Below are 15,300 nucleotides of genomic sequence, written 5' to 3'. Positions count from 1 at the left end.
TCCTGGCGACCCGGCTGAGAATCTTCACGTTTCACTCAATGTGCACGTGGATGCGCACCTGGAAAGGATTACGCGGCTGCCGTTTCCTCGGCAAAAATACTTTCCATCTTCTGCCACGCCTGCGCCACATCGTCATCCAGATTGAACAAACCTGACGTGCCAACGATAAACACATCCACACCAGAAGCAGCAATCTGCTTAAAGGTGCGCGCATTGCAGGAACCATCAATCTCGGTCAGATAGTGATAACCGTGCTCTTCGCGCATGGCAATCAGCTGGCGAATCTTGTTCAGCGTTTCCGGAATAAATTTCTGCCCCGCAAAGCCAGGATCCACCGACATCACCGTAACCTTATCCAGCAGATGTGCATACTCACGAATGCTCTCGGCAGGTGTCGCCGGGTTTAATACCACGCCGCAGCGACGGCCCGCATCCTTAATCTGAGTCAGCAGGCGGAATATTTTGTTATTCGCGGTTTCGGGATGGAAGCTAATAATATCCGCCCCCGCCTCAATGCACATTGGAATAATATCTTCCGGGTGATTGACCATTAAATGCACATCAATTGGCACATCGGTAATTTTACGCAGGTTCTCAATAAAGAACGGCGATAACGTAATATTTTTAACGTAGCTGCCATCCATAATATCGACATGATAAAAAGCCGCAGTACTATTCATCGCTTCGATCTGTTCACGAAAGCGGGTGAGATCCATACACATTAATGACGGTGAAAATTGAGCGTTCATTGTTTTTTTCCTCATTACATAAACAGCGCCCGCAGGCGCTGTGTTATGACATCAATGGAAGAACGAAATAATGTGGCCGAGTACGATGCCGACAATACCGAAGTCCGCGTCGCCGAAGGTGGTCGAGGCAAAGCCCAGGTCGCCCATCAGCGGCAGCAGAATCGCCGGCAGGAAGGAGATCAGCAGCCCTTGTACAAAGGAGCCGACCACCGCGCCACGACGTCCACCCGTGATGTTGCCGTATACACCCGCGGTGGCACCGCAGAAGAAGTGGGGCACCAGACCAGGAACAATCACGCTCAGACCAAACAATGGGCACAGGAACATGCTGATCAGACCGGCGGAGAAACTGCACAGGAAGCCGATGATCACGGCATTCGGCGCGAACGGGAACACGGTTGGGCAGTCCAGCGCCGGTTTGGCGTTCGGTACTAACTTATCTGCGATGCCTTTAAAGGCCGGCACGATCTCGGCAATCACCATACGCACACCGGCGAGGATGATATAAACGCCCGCCGCAAAGGTGATGGACTGAATAATCGCGAACACGATGAAGTTCTGACCGCCGCTCACCTGGCTTTCGGTGAACTCTTTACCCGCCACCAACACCAGCGCGATAAACAGAATCATCATGGTCAGCGAAATCGCGACGGAGGAATCACGCAGGAAGTTGAGGGTTTTCGGCACCTTCAACTCTTCGGTGGATGGACTGCCTTTGCCCACTGCTTTACCGACCAGCGCAGACAGCAGATAACCGGTTGAGCCGAAGTGGCCGAGCGCCAGATCGTCCGAATTGGTGATTTTACGTGTGAACGGCTGCAGAATCGCCGGGCACACCACCATCATGGTGCCGAGAATCAGTGAACCGATTAGCACCAGCCAGAAGCCATGTACGCCGCCGACGGAAAGAATCACCGCCAGCATCGCCGACATATACAGCGTGTGATGACCGGTCAGGAAGATGTACTTCAGCGGGGTGATACGCGCCAGCAGGATGTTCACCAGCATACCGAACACCATGATCATCGCGGTTTCAGTACCGTAACTCTTCTGCGCCAGCGCGGCCATTGCATCAGTATTTGGCACGACACCCTGAATATTAAACGAGTGCTCAAACAGCTGGCTGAAAATGGTCAGTGTTGCCGCAATCAGGTTGGCCCCTGCGATAAGAATCACAAAGCCCATGATGGTTTTCAGCGTGCCGGAAATCACATCCGACACCGGTTTCTTTTGCAGTAATAAACCAATCAGGGAAAAAAGGCCGACAAGTATTGCGGGTGTTCCGAGAACATCCTTGATGATAAATTGCAGCATAATTACTCCATGTGAGTAAAATCGGGCTATTACAGATTTTCCGCCAGGATTTCTTTAATTTTGGCGTTATCTAATAAATTCGTCAGACCAAATACCTGCGCGCTATGCCCGGATAACTGATCGGCAATATCTTTGGCGCTGATAATGAGGTCGGCCTGTTCAGATTTCGCCGTGGTTAAATCGGTATGGCCCACTTCGGCCTCTTTCCCTAATTCCGCCACAATTTTCTTCACGTTCATTTCCACAATAAAGCTGCTGCCTAAACCATTACCGCACACAATCAGGACTTTTTTCATAATAGGATTCTCTGGTGGTTAATTTGTAATAACAGCTTCAATCGCTGGTAGGGTTGCCGCCGTCAGCAATTGCTGCAGGCGAGATTCGTCACTGAATACTTCGGCTAATGCGGTGATCATCTGGATATGATCGTCGCCGGAAACGGCGCACAGCATAATCACCACATGCACCGGATCGTTTTCATCCGCTGCAAAGCTCACACCGTTCTTCACATGCAGCAACGACAAGCCATTCTTACGCGCGCCCTGTTCCGGACGGGCATGCGGCATCGCCAGGCCGGGTGCCAGTACGTAGTAAGGTCCCAGTTCGGCATGCGAAGTAAAGATGGCATCGAGGTAAGCCGGGGTGATCGCCCCTTCGGCCAGCAGCGGCTCAGCGGATAAACGTACCGCGTCCTGCCAGTCGCTGACCTGTTCTACGATGCGAATATGTTGCGGTGTCAGCCATTGAGTGAGCATCAGTAATTCCTGGTTATTCGTCGATGGAGTGCACTTTAGGTGATTTTCTCACCGCTTTTCTGTGATGATTGTCGCAAAAGTTAGCGCTAACACAGGTGTTGTTAAAAAATGTGTTATCGCTAACATTTTTGTGCAGCCCGTTTGTCATCGTTGCAAGCACCTGACATGCTCGGAGATTCTGAAAATGCTCAGCAGGTGAGGCGTGCCCGAATCTGTGGTGATTAACGTGGCACGTTGGCGCATTTGGTTTTAAGCTGCGTGCGGGTAATGGTGGTAAGTCAGCTAGGAGAAGGCATGGCAGAGAAAAAACGGCGCGGTACCGGCAAAAGCACACTGGCCGATGTTGCCCGTTTGGTCGGCGTGAGCACCATGACGGCATCACGTGCGTTACGCATGCCGGAAAAGGTCTCGCCTGAAATCCGCGCCAAAATTGATGCGGCCGTCGCCGAACTGGCTTACGTGCCCAATATCCAGGCGCGTAATCTGGCGTCGGCATCGTCGAAGCTAGTCACCATGGTGGTGCCTTCGTTCGCCACGCCGGGCAGCGCGATTGTGTCGGAAGCGCTGCAAGAGATCCTGCGTCCGCAGGGCTACAACATGATGCTGGCGGAAGCCAACCACTCGGCGGCGGAAGAGAGCGAGTTGATCGAGATGCTGCTCTCGTATAATCCGGCGGCGATGGTGCATTTCAACTTCGACAATGCCGCTGAAGCTCATCGTTTGCTGAGTAATTCCGGCCTGCCGGTGATGGATATCGGCGGGGTGCATCAGGAATCTGCGGGTATTAGCATTGGTGTCGATTACGCTAAAGCGATTCGCCAGCTGGTGCAGAGTTTGGTGGAGCGCGGTTATCGTCATCTCGGCTTGCTGTGTACGCAAACCAATACCACGATTTTCCGCCAACTGCTGAATGGCTGGCATAGCGGCATGCTGGCATCAAATCAGGCCCCGCACCGCGTGGTGACCTCGCCGAAAATGCCGACCTTTGCCGCTGGACATAGCCTGCTGGCGGAGATCCGTCTCACCTGGCCGGAACTGGATGTGCTGATTTGTACCAGCGATGAAGTGGCGTGCGGTGCCATCATGGCTTGCCACGCCGCAGGCATCTCCATTCCCAGCCAGCTGGCGATTGCCAGCATCGGTGGCGGCCCATTGGCAGCAGTCTGCTCACCGCCGCTCACCAGCGTTGTCCTGCCTTATGAAGAGATGGGGCGCATGGCGGGCAAGCGCTTACTTTCCGCATTGAAAGGCGATGAGCCTCCTGCCATCAACGAACTGCCGGTACAGCTCAAGCTGCGCGCCAGCACACACAAGATGTAATCCTGCGGCATCGCGTGCATGAGATGTGACTCTGCGTGCGGTGCTTTTCCCAGATTCATCAAATCCTTATCATTACTAAGGCATTGATAACCCTTTTACCGATCATGATTTTAACTATAATGATCCGACTGCTTACGCGGCACCCTGCTAAGGTGATGCTGCAAAACACTAAATGGAGAGGAAGAACATGAGTTATTCACTGCCATCCCTGCCTTACGCGTACGACGCACTGGAACCACACTTCGACAAGCAGACGATGGAAATCCATCACTCTAAACACCACCAGGCTTACGTTAACAACGCGAATGCAGCGCTGGAAGGTACCGAATTCGCTAACCTGCCGGTTGAAGAATTGATCGCTAAACTGGATCAGCTGCCAGCAGATAAAAAAGGTCCACTGCGTAACAACGCAGGCGGCCACGCTAACCACAGCTTCTTCTGGAAAGGCCTGAAACTGGGCACCAGCCTGCAAGGCGAACTGAAAGCCGCTATCGAAAAAGATTTCGGCAGCGTTGAAGCTTTCCAGGCTGAGTTCGAGAAAGCCGCTACCACCCGTTTCGGTTCAGGCTGGGCGTGGCTGGTGAAAAAGGGCGATAAACTGGCTGTGGTTTCAACCGCTAACCAGGATAGCCCGCTGATGGGTGAAGCCATCTCTGGCGCATCCGGTGAGCCAATCATTGGTCTGGATGTGTGGGAACACGCTTACTACCTGAAGTATCAGAACAAACGTCCTGACTACATCAAAGCGTTCTGGAACGTGGTGAACTGGGATGAAGCGGCTGCGCGTTTCGCTGCTGCTAAGTAAGTTCAGGCGATAGCCAACGCACAGAACCGGTGAAGCTGCTTCACCGGTTTTTTTCTTTACGAAAGCTAAACACTTCTTAAACCACTTCGAGATTACCTCTGCTGACAATACCGTTACGGCCGTTATTAACCTGTCGTTGATAATTTGGGGCATACAGTAGCCGCAGTTGATCAAACGAAAGTAAAATAATTATGTCTACTATCACTACCCCTGTGGCGAATAAAGATTCGTCGGCATCCCTGTTTTTGCCATTAATTCGCGGCAACGTCAGACCTGATAAGTTATGGAATAGCAAAATGTTCCGCCTTAAATTTGCTTTAAGGTCTTTCATCTTTCCGGTTACGACGTTTAATTACCTTAACCAGTTAGCGAAACTGCCGTTTCTGCCGCAATTGTTGAAAATGCAGGGCTTGCTGCCGGCCAAACCGCATCGTCCCTACCTGCGTGCGGGCTTCAGCGTGGCGCAGCGTGCACAGGCGCTGCTTGACCATTACACGCTGATGGATCAACTGGATAATGCCAAACTGCGCCAGTTACTGCTGAGTCCGGTGTTAAATGTGATTGCCACTTTTAACGGAAAAAATGATGAGGTGTTTGCTATTAATTGCTGCCCTGGACATTTTGATCGTGAAGGTGAAATAACCCTGACACTGCATTATCAAACCATGAATATTGCCTCGCTCTCTTTTTCCATTATTCAGGAAAAGGGCAAGCGCACATTATTGATTGGTGGATTGCAGGGGCCGCGCAAACACATCTCAAATGAGGTTATTCGCGATGCAACCAAAGCCGCACATGGCGTATTCCCGAAACGTCTGTTAATGGAAGCGGTATTTATTCTGGCGCAACAATGTGGCGTGCAAGCGATTTGCGCAGTAGGAGATACCACGCATGTGTTCCGCAGCATGCGTTATCGCCACAGTAAAGGTGATAAGTTCTTTGCCAGCTACAGCGAGTTCTGGCTGTCTCTGGGCGGTGAAGCCCGTGCCGACGACCTGTTTACGTTGCCGCTGCAGATGGAAAGGAAAGCACTGGAAGAGATCGCCAGTAAGAAACGTGCGGAGTATCGTCGTCGCTATGCACTGTTGGATGCGTTGAACACCCAGGTATTGCTGGCAGCAGGGGTTGAACCCGTGGCAGGGGTTGAAGCAGTGCAGGAACAGAGCGTGGAACGCGACGTATCACACGCCGCGTAATCGGGTATCAGAACGGCTGCTTCGCGTAGCCGGTCATCACCTTCAGCCCCATCTCACGTCCCAGCGCGGTCATTGGATGCACCACCACCAGGCCGCGCACGCTCTTCTTAAATGCGCCCATGTTGGCTTGTTCTTTCCTGGTGATCTCACGGCTGAAACCCAGCTTCTGCAGCTGTTGCGCTTCTTTACTCAGTTTCTCATCGCGAACACTGCGCAGACGTTCAATTTCCTGCACCAGCTTCTCTTTTTCACGCAGCAGCTCGCCGAGTTTTTCGGCATCGCCAGATTCCAGCAGCTGGGGTTCTTTGCGATTCAATGCGTCCAGTTGATCACTGAGCAGTTTGATCTCGGCTTTTTCTTGTTCTTTCATCAGGGGAAACTCGTTAAGGAAAACAGGCAAAGGATACATCAAAACGGGGCGATTTTGCAGCGGGGCGGATTCGACCGCGACAGAGCCCCTAAACGGCCGGCTTCTTGAAGGCTTGCTTGTGGGAGATGCGCGATATCAGCTCTGTGAGCGACAGCACCATGGTGGATCGCACCATTTGCAGATAGCGCTGCTGCTGCATACTGCGTAATGCTTCGTCATCCCGGGTGAAGTCAGGTTGTGGCGGCCACGCTACAACGCAGTGCAGTTCACCAAATGGCCCCAAAATCTCATCGTCAGTAAAGCGGTAGTCGCTGGTGTCGTGATTGAGTTCTTCACGCAGCGCCAGCAGCAGCTCACAATCTTCATATTCATGGCGATTAATCACGCCCAAACCGTAAATCAGTTTCAAACGCACCGATAGCTCGCCCAGCGGACCGTCACCGAGCAGCAGCGGTTCAACCGCGTACTTTACGGCATAATCGTCTTTACGGAAAACCTGCAACACAAGCAGGTTGACCGCTTCAGCCAATAGCTCAACGGCGGCGATCAGGAAGCTTCTCACCGATCGACCGGCGTTCAGGCGCTCAAGCACCCGGTTTTCAAAAGCTTGCTTCTCTTCCATTATTGCCTGCATCGTTCCGCTACCGCCGACGGGCACGGTTGGCACCGCGCCCGAGTGAGCTATTAAAAGGCGCGCATTATGCCATAGCGTTGTAAGCACTCACCACTGAGGTGACCACTTCGCTATTGGCTTCCAGTCCAGAGATCTCGGCCAGCGTTGCTTGCGGGCCTTTTTCAGCCAACAGGGCAGTCAGTTCCTGCGCCTGCGGATCGGCTTCGCTGCGGTAGTGCATCGCGGCAGCAATACCCTGCACCAGGTTGGCGTGTGGCAGGTGGTACTCAAGGGTGCCGAGCGTGGGTTTGATCAGACGATCGCCCGCGCTGAGTTTACGCAGCGGCTGGCGGCCAACACGTTCAACATCATCTTTCAGGTACGGATTTTCAAAACGAGTGAGGATTTTCTGGATGTAAGCGGCGTGCTTGTCGGCATCAAAGCCATAGCGCTTGATCAGCACCTCGCCGCTCTCCTGCATCGCACCCTGCACCACGGCACGCACTTTCTCATCCAGAATCGCATCGCGGATGGTGGCGTGGCCTGCTAGCTGGCCAAGATACGCGGTGATGGCATGGCCGGTATTCAGCGTGAAGAGTTTGCGCTCGACAAATGCCATCAGGTTATCAGTCAGCTCCATGCCAGGAATGTTTGGCAATTCACCTTTGAACTGCGTTTTATCGACAATCCATTCGCTGAAGGTTTCGACTGTCACTTCCAGCGGATCGTTGCTGCCGGCCTCAGATGGCGGCACGATGCGGTCAACGGCGGAGTCGACGAAGCCAACGTGCTCTTCAACCCTCGCGTGATACTGTTCTGGCAGCGCTTTCAGAACGTGCTGCTTCAACTGACTGGTGCCGCGCACCATGTTTTCACAGGCGATGATATTCAGCGGACGGACATTACCGTTGTCGCTGCGTTTGGCCAGACCTTTCGCCACACCGCCTGCGATGCGCTCCAGAATTTGCGGACCAACCGCCGTGGTAACGATATCAACCTCAGCAATCAGCGTGACGATGTCGTCGCTGGTGCTGTTCACTGCGCTAACGCCGGTAACGATTTCGACCTTTGCCTGCTCGCCAACTACATGAACCGGATACTCATGACGGGCGTTAAGGGCATCCAGAACCACCTGATTCACATCCGCGAAGACCAGTTCGATACCGGCATCAGCCAGCAACTTACCGATAAAACCGCGACCGATGTTACCTGCTCCAAAATGTAACGCTTTCATAAATTTGACCCATATCAAATGACGAAAGGGCGGGCAAATCCGCCCCGGAAATGTGGGACGGGCTTGCCCGCCCCAGGGAAGTTAAAACGTGGTATTACGCTTTCGCGGTGTTACCTGACAGCAGATCCAGCACATCCTGAACGCTGGTGGTGTTCGCCAGCTTCTCAATTACGCTGTCATCATCCAGCGCGTTGGTCAGGCTGGTAATCACCTGAATGTGTTCGTTATTGCGAGCCGCAATACCAATCACCAGGCGCGCCACGTCATCGGCTTCTTCGCCAAACAATACGCCCGCAGGGTACTGGCAGAACACCACGCCAGTTTTCAGCACGCGATCTTTGGCTTCCACGGTGCCGTGCGGCACAGCGATAGACTCACCGAGATAGGTCGGGGTCAGCTTTTCACGTTCCAGCATCGCTTCAACGTACTCTGGCTGGACATAACCGCCTTTCACCAACTGCTCACCAGCAAAGCGAATCGCCTGCTCTTTGTTGTTGGCGCTCAAGCCCAGGAACACGTTGTCCGCGCCCAATTTAAACAAGTTAGCACTGCCATCGTCGTAGCTGTCTGCCAGCGTGGTCTGCACGGTTTCACGATGTGCTTCACTGCGGTTAGCGGCGATCAGACGTTCAGTCAGATTGCTATACAGCGCGCTATCGAGGAAGTTGTTCAGCGAAATATGCTGCGCCTGCGGTGCCTGGCGCATCGCACGTTCCGTCAGATCGCGGTGGGTAATCACCAGATCCACATCGCCCGGCAGTGAGTTAATCGCACTGTTGGTGACCGAGATATTGCTCAGGCCGGCATCCTGCACTTTCTTACGCAGCACACCTGCACCCATGGCGCTGGAACCCATACCGGCATCACAGGCCACGATGATTTTACGCACGTGGCTCACATCAACACTGTTGGCATCGGCGATAACCGGAGAACCGGCAACGGCCTGACCTTTCGACTGCGCTTTCATATCACGCATACGCTGAGTCGCAGCTTCGATGTCGTCATCTTCTTTTACTTTGCTGGTTTTCAGCAGGATTGAAGAGACCACGAAGGAGACGGCAAACGCCGCGATGATGGCCGCGATGTTGGCGAAGTATGCGCCTTTTGGCGTCATCGCCAGTACTGCGAGAATAGAACCCGGAGACGCTGGAGACACCAGACCGCCGTTCAGTACGGTCAGGGTAAACACGCCTGTCATACCACCGAGGATCACTGCCAGCAGCAGACGTGGCGCCATCAGCACGTACGGGAAGTAAATTTCATGGATACCACCGAGGAAGTGGATGATTGCCGCACCGCCTGCAGACTGCTTAGCGCTACCGCGACCAAAAATCATGTAGGCAACCAGTACACCCATACCTGGGCCTGGGTTCGCTTCAATCAGGAAGAAGATGGATTTACCGGCTTCGCTAGCCTGCTGGATACCCAGTGGCGAGAAGATACCGTGGTTGATGGCGTTATTGAGGAACAGGATTTTCGCCGGTTCAACAAAGATAGAAGTCAGTGGCAGCAGGTTGTTCTGCACCATCAGGTTTACGCCCGCCGCAAGAATGTGTGACAGACCTTCAACCAATGGACCGATGCCGATGAACGCCAGCAGCGCCAACAGCATACCGATGATACCGGCTGAGAAGTTGTTAACCAGCATCTCAAAGCCGCTTTTGATTTTACCATCAACCATACGGTCAAAGGTTTTGATCGCCCAGCCGCCCAGTGGACCGGCAATCATCGCGCCGAGGAACATCGGCATATCTGCACCGACAATCACACCCATGGTGGTAATGGCACCGACCACGCCACCGCGATCGCCGCCCACCAGACGTCCACCGGTGAAACCGATCAACAATGGCAGCAGGTAAGTGATCATTGGGCCGACGAGTTTCGCCAGCGTTGCGTTTGGAATCCATCCGGTTGGGATGAACAGTGCTGTGATGATACCCCAGGCGATAAACGCACCGATGTTTGGCATCACCATGTTACTCAGAAAGCGACCAAAGCTCTGGACCTTGACCTTCGCTGATGAGGACATAAACCCACCCCTTATTGAGACGCGCTGCAATAAGAGCGCGGTTGTTTTTGTTAAGACTTTTATTGAGCCGTTCCGGCGCGGGCCGTGGCATCACTGTATGCACGCGGACTCTAGCACTAGTTTATTACGCTGCGTAGCATCCGGGATAAGTGTGATGCAGATCACTCAAAATTGGGGTGGTCAGGGTGCCATAAGGTGATGAAGATCACATAAATAGAGTGTAAGAAAAGTACGAAGGCGAAATTTTAAGCAAAACAACGGGATAAATGTGACTTAAGTCACCTTTGCAGCTCTCAGGTTTGTTTCATAAGTGTGATTGAGATCACAAACTATTTTTGGTTGAAAATGCGTCAGATCACACAATAGCGATGCAGATAAGTAAGGTGTAAGGAAGTGACGAAAAATCTGAAAGATGCAATGAAAAGTATGTCAGGAAAAGGGCGACCTGTTAGTCGCCCCTGAACGCATTCAAAGCGAGGTTACAAACCACCCTGCACAGCATTCTGTGCCTGAGTCAGGGCTTGAGCATTGCTGGAAAGGTTGCTCATCAGGGTGTTGTACTGCGTGGCCTGATCCTGCGTTGGGAACTGAACGCCACCGTCATTGAAGGTCACACGCGTGCCCTGCGACTGCAGATAATCACCGGTTTGCACCGCCGCCTGGCTCAACGCCTGCAGCTGAGGCAGTAGCGGAATCAGTGTACCCGCTGGCTGCGTCACCACTTTGGCGTAGACGCTGTCATACACTTTCTTCAGATCGTCAGGCTGCTTCAGCGTGGCTTTACTGCTGTCGGCCTGCATTTTGGCGCTCTGAATCTGCTGTGACAGCACACTGAGGTTGCCGCTCGCCTGACGCAGACTATCGCGACGGGTCAGATAATCTTGTGGCACACGAATCGCAGCCAGTTCATCAACCACAGGGCGCATGCCTTGCTCAACCGCCTGATTGGCCTGCTGTGAGAAGCCATACAAAATGGCGTAGTCGCTGGCGTAGTTACCGAAGGTTTGCTTCTGGTTTTCGCTCAGGCTTGGCAGATGTTCGCCGCTACGCATCGCGGTGTTCTGCAGGAAATCGGTGAAAGCTTTACGCTGATCGCCTTCTTTATCGCCACAGGCGGTAAGTTGCAGCACAACCAGTGCGCTGATCATAAGCATGCCGGTACGCATCCAGATGCGGGATAATCCTGACGCCATGTTGAACTCCTGTTATGGCTAATTTCGATTCGGTGGGAATGGTCCTAAAGGATAGTGCAATGGCCTGGCGTGTACAACGGGTTGAGGTGCGGCAAACTGTGGGAAAAGGCGCACTCTGGCGCGCCGGATTAAGGTCATGAAAGAAATGTGCGGGTAGTCGACCCTGGAGGTTGTACTCCATCGACACCAACGAACGCAGGCAAAAACCGAACCCAAAGGCTGAAATCACCTGGCGGCATCTGGCAGTCCGCACTGATGCCGCCAGATTGTGATTTAAAACACCAGCGCCTGCCCATCCTTCCGGCTTTCAGTGGCGGCTATGTAGAAGCCCTGCGGGTCACGCACAATCGCCTGTGCACCGCCGAAGTTGTAGCTCTGTAATGGATCCTCCACCGAAATCTGGTGACCCATCTCGCGCAGTTTCGCCAGCACATTACGGTCAATACCCGGTTCCACCACTACCGCACGGCCTTGCTCAACACGCCAGCGCGGCGCATCAATCGCTGCCTGCGGGTTTTGCTTGTGCTGCATGATGCGCAACGCCAGCTGTAAGTGCCCCTGCGCCTGCATCGGGCCGCCCATCACGCCAAACGACATCAATGGCTGTCCCGCCGCATCCAGCGCAAACGCCGGAATAATAGTGTGGAACGGACGTTTGCTACCGGCCACTACGTTCGGATGGTGCGGATCGAGCGAGAAGCCGCAGCCGCGATTCTGCAAGCTGATGCCGGTGCCCGGCACCACCACGCCTGAACCAAAGCCCATATAGTTGGACTGAATAAAGGAGACCATCATGCCGCTAGCATCGGCAGTCGAGAGATACACGGTGCCGCTCTGCTGCGGGGAGCCGAAGGTAAAATCCCCGGCCTGGTCAGGATTGATGAGCTGAGCGCGCTGCTTGAGGTAGCTGTCACTCAGCAGCAACTCTGCCGGGAATTCCAGATGGTCGTAATCGGTGACGTAACGATCCAGATCGACCAGCGCCAGCTTCATCGCTTCAATCGACAAGTGCAGCCACGGCACGGAATCAGGCGTGTAGCTGCCAATGTCCCACTGCTCCAGAATGCCGAGCGCAATTAGAGTGGCGATACCCTGACCGTTGGGCGGCAGCTCCTGCACTGAACCGTTGGCAAACGGGCGTGACAACAGATCCACCCAATCGGCGCGATGGTTGTTGAGATCGGTCATGCTCAGTGCCGCGCCGTGCTGCCCGGCAAATGCCACCATTTTCTCCGCCAGATCGCCCCGATAGAAGGCTTCCCCCCTGGTTTCGGCGATTTTCTGCAGTGTGGCGGCCTGCGCCGGGTTACGGAACAGCTCACCAGCACGCGGCGGTCGGCCATCTGGCGCAAAACACTCAACAAAACCCGGCTGAGACTTCAGTTTGTTGTAGCCGCGCTGCCACAGATGGGCGATCAGCGGCGAAACCGGGAAGCCGTCGCGGGCGTACTCGATCGCCGGTTGTGCCAGTGTGGTCAGCGGCAGCGTGGCAAAGCGCTCGGCCAGCGTGACCCAGGCAGAAACCGCGCCCGGTACGGTCACGGCTTCCCAACCGATTTCCGGCATGGTGCTCTGTCCGGCAAAGCGTTCTGCATTCCAGCTGGCGGGGGAGCGACCGGAGGCATTTAAGCCATGCAGCGCTTTCCCATCCCAGATAATGGCAAACGCATCACTGCCGATGCCGTTGCCGGTGGGTTCCAGCACGGTGAGCGCCATCGCCGTAGCAATCGCCGCATCTACCGCATTACCACCCTGTTGCAACATGCGCATCCCCGCCTGTGCGGCCAGCGGTTGAGACGTGGCAACCGCATTGCGGCCCATCATTGGGGCGCGGTGCGAGACATAACTAACGTTGAAATCCAAATCGCTCATAACGGTTCCTTAATGTGAGTCATTGCGCGGATCAAGTGCGTCGCGCAGTCCGTCACCCAGCAGATTGAAGCCCTGCACAGTGAGAAAAATGGCCAATCCAGGGAAAATCGACATCCAGGGTGCCTGCTCCAGATAGCCTTTTGCGGTGTTCAGCATCGCACCCCAGGAAGGTGACGGCGGCTGCTGGCCAAGGCCGAGAAATGACAAGCTGGCTTCCGTGATGATCGCCGAGGCAATCGCCAGCGTGGCCTGTACCAGAATCGGCGACAGCACGTTGGGCAGCACATAACGCAGGATGATCCAGCGGTCCGGCAAACCGATGGCGCGCGCGCCGTCGATATACTCTTCATGGCGGATGGCAATCACCTGGCCGCGCGTCAGACGAGCAAAGATGGGCATGGCGGAAAGCCCAATGGCGATCATTGCATTGGATAAGCTTGGTCCGAGGAAAGCGCCCAACGCAATCGCCAGAATCAGAAACGGGCAGGCGAGCAGCGCTTCGATAAAGCGCGAGATAATGCCATCGCACCACCCCCGCCAGTAACCGGCAATTAAGCCCAGCGGCACGCCAATCAAAATGGCGATCATCACGGAGATGCAGCCCGCCAGCAGAGAGGTGCGCGCCCCCCAAATCAGACGCGACAGAATATCGCGGCCCAGCTCATCGGTCCCCAACCAGAACAGCGCGGAGGGCGCTTTGCGCACGGCAAGGAAGTTTGCCTTGATCGGATCGGCCGGTGCCAGCCAGGGGGCCAGCAACGCCACGGCTACAAACAGCAGCACGATCACTGCGCCGATCAGCGCACTCTTATTACGCAGAAATTTCTTCAGCACCCGGCGGTTAGGCTTTGTGACCGCAGGCACTGCGCCTGCTGTTAACACCTCGCTCATGGTTAGCCTCGCATTTTCGGGTTGATTAACAGATAGAGCACATCGGCCAGCAGATTCAGCAGCAGAAAGCCGATCGCCACCACCAGCACCACACCTTGTACCACCGCGTAATCACGGTTAAACACCGCATCGACAATCATCTTGCCGAAACCGGGTAGGGTGAAAACCTGCTCGGTTAACACCGCACCGCCCAACAGCTCACCAAACAGCAAGGTGGTGAGCGTGACGATCGGCATCAGCGCGTTACGGAAGGCATGTTTCAGCACCACTTTGGGGGCCAGCAGACCTTTGGCGTGCGCGGTGCGGATGTAATCGGCCTTTAGCACGCTGATCATCGATGCTCGTGTATGGCGCATCAGTGTGGCGGCGAGGCCAGTCCCCAGCACTAAAGCGGGCAGCAGCAGCGTTTTCAGGTTCTGCGCCACATCTTCACTGATGGGGACAAAGCCTGAGGCTGGCAGCCATTGCAGATGCACGGAAAACAGCAGGATCAGCAGAATCCCCAGCCAGAAATGCGGCACCGATATGCCGGAGAGCGCGACAAAATTGGTGGTGTGATCGACCCAGGTGTCTTTGCGCACCGCCGCGATAATGCCCATGCTGATGCCAATCCCCAGCGCAATCACCATCGCCAGCAGGGACAGCTCCAGCGTTACCGGCAACTTACTGGCGATCAGCGAGGTCACCGGCTCTTTGGTGCGCAGTGACATGCCCAGATCACCCTTCAGCGCATTGCCGATCCACGAGAAATACTGCGTGGGAATCGGATCATCCAGGTGATATTCCGCCCGCAGCTGTGCGATGACCGCAGGATCGCGCTCCTCACCCGCCATCGCCAGCACCGGATCGCCCGGCAGCAGCTTTTGCAGCGCAAACACCATGATGCTCACCAGCAGCAGCGTGGGGATCGCCAGCAGTAAGCGTTTAACTATCAGTTCCAGCATCATCGCTCCTCAGCG

General features: G+C 54.6%; 15 protein-coding genes. 3 read left to right on the top strand and 12 right to left on the bottom strand.

The genetic code is table 11. From position 1 onward, the window contains the following. Positions 1–68 precede the first annotated feature (68 nt). From alsE to AC1MDE_RS10420, 4 genes are read right to left on the bottom strand one after another with little or no spacing between them, the layout of a single operon-like run. Positions 69–749, bottom strand: coding sequence for a D-allulose 6-phosphate 3-epimerase (alsE, locus tag AC1MDE_RS10435; protein ID WP_182056662.1), 681 nt, complete (start codon positions 747–749; stop codon positions 69–71). Between the two features lie 51 nt (positions 750–800). Beyond that, positions 801–2,063 (bottom strand): PTS ascorbate transporter subunit IIC, encoded by a 1,263-nt coding sequence (locus AC1MDE_RS10430; protein WP_034827723.1) that lies wholly within the window; start codon positions 2,061–2,063, stop codon positions 801–803. A gap of 29 nt (positions 2,064–2,092) precedes the next feature. Continuing rightward, positions 2,093–2,359 carry a PTS sugar transporter subunit IIB gene (locus AC1MDE_RS10425; protein ID WP_034827725.1) on the bottom strand — a complete coding sequence of 89 codons (267 nt, stop codon included), beginning with the start codon at positions 2,357–2,359 and terminating at the stop codon, positions 2,093–2,095. An 18-nt stretch (positions 2,360–2,377) separates the two neighbouring features. Next, positions 2,378–2,818: a PTS sugar transporter subunit IIA gene (locus tag AC1MDE_RS10420; protein ID WP_034827726.1), complete on the bottom strand. Its 441-nt coding sequence runs from the start codon at positions 2,816–2,818 to the stop codon at positions 2,378–2,380. Between the two features lie 294 nt (positions 2,819–3,112). Between AC1MDE_RS10420 and AC1MDE_RS10415 the strand changes: the two genes are divergently transcribed. From AC1MDE_RS10415 to AC1MDE_RS10405, 3 genes are all read left to right on the top strand, one after another. After that, positions 3,113–4,138, top strand: a complete 1,026-nt coding sequence (locus tag AC1MDE_RS10415) for a LacI family DNA-binding transcriptional regulator (protein ID WP_058961120.1) — start codon at positions 3,113–3,115, stop codon at positions 4,136–4,138. A 187-nt stretch (positions 4,139–4,325) separates the two neighbouring features. Further along, positions 4,326–4,943: a superoxide dismutase [Mn] gene (sodA, locus tag AC1MDE_RS10410; protein ID WP_034827730.1), complete on the top strand. Its 618-nt coding sequence runs from the start codon at positions 4,326–4,328 to the stop codon at positions 4,941–4,943. Between the two features lie 191 nt (positions 4,944–5,134). Further along, on the top strand, positions 5,135–6,139 hold the full coding sequence (locus AC1MDE_RS10405; RefSeq protein WP_058961119.1) for a VirK/YbjX family protein: 1,005 nt from the start codon (positions 5,135–5,137) through the stop codon (positions 6,137–6,139). A 7-nt stretch (positions 6,140–6,146) separates the two neighbouring features. Here AC1MDE_RS10405 and AC1MDE_RS10400 read toward each other — a convergent pair whose 3' ends face one another. From AC1MDE_RS10400 to AC1MDE_RS10365, 8 genes are all read right to left on the bottom strand, one after another. Continuing rightward, complete coding sequence (locus AC1MDE_RS10400) at positions 6,147–6,509, bottom strand: YibL family ribosome-associated protein (protein WP_058961117.1); 363 nt, start codon at positions 6,507–6,509, stop codon at positions 6,147–6,149. A gap of 88 nt (positions 6,510–6,597) precedes the next feature. Next, entirely contained in the window at positions 6,598–7,131 is a 534-nt protein-coding gene (locus AC1MDE_RS10395; RefSeq protein WP_034827734.1) for an MltR family transcriptional regulator, read from the bottom strand. Between the two features lie 76 nt (positions 7,132–7,207). Further along, positions 7,208–8,356, bottom strand: a complete 1,149-nt coding sequence (gene mtlD, locus AC1MDE_RS10390) for a mannitol-1-phosphate 5-dehydrogenase (RefSeq protein WP_480344538.1) — start codon at positions 8,354–8,356, stop codon at positions 7,208–7,210. A 94-nt stretch (positions 8,357–8,450) separates the two neighbouring features. Next, entirely contained in the window at positions 8,451–10,385 is a 1,935-nt protein-coding gene (locus tag AC1MDE_RS10385) for a PTS mannitol transporter subunit IICBA (RefSeq protein ID WP_058961114.1), read from the bottom strand. Between the two features lie 479 nt (positions 10,386–10,864). Further along, complete coding sequence (locus AC1MDE_RS10380; protein ID WP_034827740.1) at positions 10,865–11,578, bottom strand: DUF3053 domain-containing protein; 714 nt, start codon at positions 11,576–11,578, stop codon at positions 10,865–10,867. A gap of 273 nt (positions 11,579–11,851) precedes the next feature. Then, entirely contained in the window at positions 11,852–13,450 is a 1,599-nt protein-coding gene (locus AC1MDE_RS10375) for a gamma-glutamyltransferase family protein (protein ID WP_479401297.1), read from the bottom strand. Positions 13,451–13,459: 9 nt separating this feature from the next. Then, positions 13,460–14,341 carry an ABC transporter permease gene (locus AC1MDE_RS10370; RefSeq protein ID WP_058961112.1) on the bottom strand — a complete coding sequence of 294 codons (882 nt, stop codon included), beginning with the start codon at positions 14,339–14,341 and terminating at the stop codon, positions 13,460–13,462. A 2-nt stretch (positions 14,342–14,343) separates the two neighbouring features. Then, positions 14,344–15,285 carry an ABC transporter permease gene (locus AC1MDE_RS10365; RefSeq protein WP_058961110.1) on the bottom strand — a complete coding sequence of 314 codons (942 nt, stop codon included), beginning with the start codon at positions 15,283–15,285 and terminating at the stop codon, positions 14,344–14,346. Between the last annotated feature and the right edge of the window lie 15 nt (positions 15,286–15,300).

It is taken from the genome of Pantoea folii (assembly GCF_056678875.1).
This window is presented reverse-complemented; position numbering and strand designations above follow the sequence as displayed.

Coding starts and splice junctions, on each gene's coding strand:
- AC1MDE_RS10430 (WP_034827723.1), bottom strand. CDS start 2,063: ATGCTGCAATTTATCATCAAGGATGTTCTCGGAACACCCGCAATACTT.
- mtlD (WP_480344538.1), bottom strand. CDS start 8,356: ATGAAAGCGTTACATTTTGGAGCAGGTAACATCGGTCGCGGTTTTATC.
- AC1MDE_RS10400 (WP_058961117.1), bottom strand. CDS start 6,509: ATGAAAGAACAAGAAAAAGCCGAGATCAAACTGCTCAGTGATCAACTG.
- AC1MDE_RS10415 (WP_058961120.1), top strand. CDS start 3,113: ATGGCAGAGAAAAAACGGCGCGGTACCGGCAAAAGCACACTGGCCGAT.
- AC1MDE_RS10420 (WP_034827726.1), bottom strand. CDS start 2,818: ATGCTCACTCAATGGCTGACACCGCAACATATTCGCATCGTAGAACAG.
- sodA (WP_034827730.1), top strand. CDS start 4,326: ATGAGTTATTCACTGCCATCCCTGCCTTACGCGTACGACGCACTGGAA.
- AC1MDE_RS10425 (WP_034827725.1), bottom strand. CDS start 2,359: ATGAAAAAAGTCCTGATTGTGTGCGGTAATGGTTTAGGCAGCAGCTTT.
- AC1MDE_RS10385 (WP_058961114.1), bottom strand. CDS start 10,385: ATGTCCTCATCAGCGAAGGTCAAGGTCCAGAGCTTTGGTCGCTTTCTG.
- alsE (WP_182056662.1), bottom strand. CDS start 749: ATGAACGCTCAATTTTCACCGTCATTAATGTGTATGGATCTCACCCGC.
- AC1MDE_RS10380 (WP_034827740.1), bottom strand. CDS start 11,578: ATGGCGTCAGGATTATCCCGCATCTGGATGCGTACCGGCATGCTTATG.
- AC1MDE_RS10365 (WP_058961110.1), bottom strand. CDS start 15,285: ATGCTGGAACTGATAGTTAAACGCTTACTGCTGGCGATCCCCACGCTG.
- AC1MDE_RS10395 (WP_034827734.1), bottom strand. CDS start 7,131: ATGGAAGAGAAGCAAGCTTTTGAAAACCGGGTGCTTGAGCGCCTGAAC.
- AC1MDE_RS10370 (WP_058961112.1), bottom strand. CDS start 14,341: ATGAGCGAGGTGTTAACAGCAGGCGCAGTGCCTGCGGTCACAAAGCCT.
- AC1MDE_RS10405 (WP_058961119.1), top strand. CDS start 5,135: ATGTCTACTATCACTACCCCTGTGGCGAATAAAGATTCGTCGGCATCC.
- AC1MDE_RS10375 (WP_479401297.1), bottom strand. CDS start 13,450: ATGAGCGATTTGGATTTCAACGTTAGTTATGTCTCGCACCGCGCCCCA.